2 protein-coding genes are annotated in these 4,070 nt (G+C 72.9%); both read right to left on the bottom strand.

Going from position 1 to position 4,070, the window contains the following annotated elements; translation table 11 throughout:
- Positions 1-287: 287 nt before the first annotated feature.
- Positions 288-1,436: a glycosyltransferase family 4 protein gene (locus AB0I76_RS24175; protein WP_357039598.1), complete on the bottom strand. Its 1,149-nt coding sequence runs from the start codon at positions 1,434-1,436 to the stop codon at positions 288-290.
- A 47-nt stretch (positions 1,437-1,483) separates the two neighbouring features.
- The coding region (locus AB0I76_RS24170; protein ID WP_357039595.1) for an O-antigen ligase family protein at positions 1,484-4,070 on the bottom strand (2,587 nt) is incomplete at its 5' end.

Raw genomic sequence — 4,070 nt, 5'->3', positions numbered from 1 at the left:
GTTACGCACGATCATCGACAAGCGGCAGCTGGACGCGTTCGGCACGCTGCTGCCCGAGGACCAGTTTGAGGTGCTGCAATACCTCGCCGAGGGTCCCGGTGCCCGCGTCCGGCGAGCGCGCTGGCCCAGCGTCGGGTGTGCACCGAGTGCGCCGGCCCGAGCAACAGCACCACGGCCGGCGCCACCGCGACCGGCCGAGCGGCGTCCGCCACCTCGGCGGTACGACCGCCACCCGGCTCAGCCATGCCGGTGCCGTCGGCGCGGGACGGGCGGGGTGCGGGCGGCGCTCACCACCGCACCCCCGCCCGCTCGGCCAGTGCGGTGCGGTAGACCTCCTCCACGTCGGCCACGGTCCGGGCGATGTCGAACCGCTCGAGGCAGCGGAGCCGGCCGAGGCGTCCCATCTGCCGGCGACGCTCGGGGTCGGTCAGCAGGTCGGCGATCGCGTTCGCCAGGGCCGGCGCGTCGCCCGGCGGGACCAGCAGGCCCGTCTCGCCGTGTTGGACGGTGTCCGGCAGGCCGCCGACGTTGCTCGCCACGGCGCCCTTCTCCATGAGAAGTGCTTCGATCATGGCGTAGCAGGCCGACTCCTCGAGCGAGGGATTCACCAGGACGTCCATCGCGGCCAGCACGTTCTGGATGTCGTCGCGGTGACCGGTGAAGTGCAGCCGGTCGGTGATTCCCAAGCGGGCGGCGCGCTCCTCCAACGACCGTCGGTAGTCCCCGGTGCCGACGAACTCGTCGCCCACCACGAACACGTGCGCCGCCGGCACCCGTGCCAGCAACCCCTGTACCGCGTCGATGAGCACCTCGTGTCCCTTGACGCCGATGTCCTGGAAAGCCCGGATGCGGGTCGGGTACATGTGCGCCACCATGCCGACCGTCGGCGTCCCCGGTGCCAGCCCGAACTCGCCGCGGAACGCGTCGCCGGGGGTGGCGGGGTCCAGCCGGTGCACGTCGCATCCGTAGTGGCTGACCGCGACCCGCCGGGCACCGAAGCCGCGGTACCGCTCCGCGAAGGCGGTGCAGGAGCCGATCAGCACGTCGGCGCGGGAGAGCGTGGCCAGATCGATCCGGCGCAGGATGGGGCTGTGCAGGTGGCTGATCCCGGTGACCTGGTTGATGTGCAACCCCCGTCCACCGACGAGGCGGGCGATCCGGCAGGCGACGTTCGCCTTGAGCAGGTGGGCGTGCACCACGTCCGGCCGGAAATCGCGGATGAGCCGCACCAGGCGTAGTTCGGCGGCTGCGACCCGCGGTAGCTGCCGCGGGCGCCAGCCACAGAGCGGGACGATCTCCGTCGGTATGTCGGCGGCTCGCAGCCGGGTCGCCAGCGATCCTTCCCCGGGCACCACGGCGCGGACGTGATGCCCGCGATGGGCCAGTCCGACCACCTGGTCGAAGAACCACGAGCCCCCGTTGGGGGTGGTCGTCACCTGCAGGACCCGTAACGGGCGATCGTCGACGGGTCGGTGGGCTGTTGTCATTCCGGTCTCCTGGTGGCGAGAGCGTGCAGGTGCACGAAGGGGATGAGGACGGACAGGGCGAGCAGCGGTTCCCCGGTCAGGGAGCAGACGGCGACGCCCGTTCCGGCGAGCAGCGCTCCCTCCGCGGCCCAGCCGACCCGGCCCCGGTAGTTCCGCCAGACACGGCGGTAGACGAGCCAGAGCAGGACGCCGAGGAGCAGCGCCCCGACCAGACCCGTCTCGGCCAGCACCGTGAGGAAGAAGTTGTGCGGGTGCGACAGGAGGTGGAGGTGGAAGCCGGGCTGGTACGAGCCGGACGTGACGTGCTGGACGAAGTACTCCGGCAAGCGGCCGTTGTAGCCGAGGTAGCCGACCCCGAAGACGGGAAAGTCCTTGATCATCTCAACCGCCGCCGACCACAGGTCGAACCGCAGCGCGGAGGACACGTCGAGACCGCCGTCGACGGTCGTCTCGTTGGCCCGATCCATGATCGTCGCCGGCACCAGGGTCGTGGTGGTGACGCCGAGCGTGGCCGCCACCGCGACCGTCACGCCCACCCAGAGACCGGTGCGCACCAGCCGCCGCAGCGCGAAGAAGACGAGCACCGCACTCGCCCCCAACCAGGACGAGCGACTGTACGAGTAGGCCAGTGCCACCACGATCACCGGCAGGGCGGCGATCGCGGCCGCCCGTAGCGCCACCGGGGCCGGGCGGGTGAGTCGCGCCAGCAGCACGGCCAGGGCCACCACCAGCATGGGGCCCCACACGTTGTGGTTCACGCCCTGCTGGTTGACGTCGATGACCTCCACCGGTCCGCCGCGCTGCATGGTCCTGACGGCGTGCACGAGGCCGACTCCCGTCGCGGCGAAGGCGTAGGCGAGCAGGGCCCGGTGGTCGGCGGCGCCACCGCGCAGCGCCAGGGGCAGGCAGATCATGGGAATCGCCACCACCGCAACCGGCGCGATCGCCGCGGCGGGGCCCAGGTCCGGGTTGGTCACCGCGGCCCCGATCGCCATGAGTGCGACCAGGGCGCCGATGAGCCAGGCGCAGTGCGGGTCCCGCCAGGTCACCCGTCGGCGTAGGAGCTGGCCGGCCAGGCAGACCAGGATGAGCAGGAGCAGTTCCATGGTGCCTACGGCGAACGGTCCGGGCAGCTGGCCGGCGGGAGCGCACAGCGCCAGAGCCCAGACGCCGAGCGTCGGCACCATCAGGATGGCCACCAGCAGCCCGAGTCCGGCCACCAGCAGTGGCAGAGGCAGCGACAGCGAGTCCAGCCGGGTCGCAAGGACCCCGCAGGCGGTGGCCACGACCGGGACGAGTGCGGTGACCAGCAGCGGTCGACCGGTGAGCGGGAAACCCCGTCGCGGCGACGCCGCCCGTCCCCGCCCGGACCGCTGCCGGGCCGGATCCGCCCGTAGGAAGGCCGGCGCGATCGCCACGGCGTAGACCAGGTAGCCCGCGCTGCTCGCCAGGCCGGCCCCGACAGCTCCCATCCGAGGTACCAGGACCGCCATACTGCCGAGGCCGACGGCGAGCGCCGCGACGGCGGCCGCCGCGATCGCCACCGGCCGATCGACTGCCGTGAGGTAGCTCTGCGCCACCCGGGCCAGGGAGAAGATCGCCACGCCGGGCAGCAGTGCCCACAGCACGGGCACTGCGGGGTCGAACTCGTGCCCGAAGAGCAGTGGCACCACATGAGGACCGGCCAGGGCGAGAACTCCCGCTCCTACGGCGGTGAGCAGCAGCGTGCCCCCGCCGAGCCGGGCCACCGACCGCCAGGAGGCGGCCCCGTTGGCGACGGTCGGTACCAGAATCAGGCTCACCGCGATCGGAATGATCAGCAGGACCTCGGCCAGCGCGAGCGCGACCGAGTAGACGCCGACCGCGCTCGCCCCGACCAGCAGTTGGATCACCGGGACCTGGGTGCGGATCATGCCGAACTGCGCGAGGTTCGGCAGGTAGGCCCGGCGGGCCGAGGAGCGGTACTCGACGTTCGTCAGGGGTTCCCCGTCGACCGGCCCGGCCGACCGGGACCGGACCAGCAGGGCGGCCAGCCCGACGACCTGGCCGGCGGCGTACACCGCCATCACCGTGGCGGGCGTGGTCCGGCCGGTGGCGACGAGGGCCGCCAGACCGGCCAGGTAGGTGACGAGGGAGGCCACCACGACCAGGTTGTACGCGGGGGCCCGGCCACGGCCGATCTCGGTGGCCCCGAGCAGCGCGCTCAGCAGCACCACCGGGCAGAGGGCCGTGGCGATCCCGAAGGTGAGCGGATCCAGGCCGAGGCGGACCGGCTCCGCGACGGTCAGGCCGGCGACCGCCCACAGCGCGGCCACGCCGGAGCCGAGGGTGACGGCGTAGCGGAGGCTGGCCCGTACGGTGTGCCGGTGCGCGGCGGTCGAGCGCCCGGCCAGGCGAAGGTTCGCGGTGTCCAGACCGACGGCGCAGAGGGTGCTGAAGACGGCGGAGCAGGTGATCGCGACGGCGAGCAGACCGCGGTCGTGCGGGCCGAGCGCGCGTGCCGACAGCACCCCGGCGACGAGGCTGATCAGCAGCGAGCCGACGCGGGCGCCGGCGGTGCTGGCGGCGGCACCGACCAGCCCG

This window comes from Micromonospora sp. NPDC049799 (assembly GCF_040656655.1).
In the GTDB taxonomy this organism is placed as follows: Bacteria; Actinomycetota; Actinomycetes; order Mycobacteriales; family Micromonosporaceae; genus Micromonospora.
Note: the sequence above shows the minus strand (reverse complement) of the source record. Positions and strands in the feature narration are given on the sequence as shown.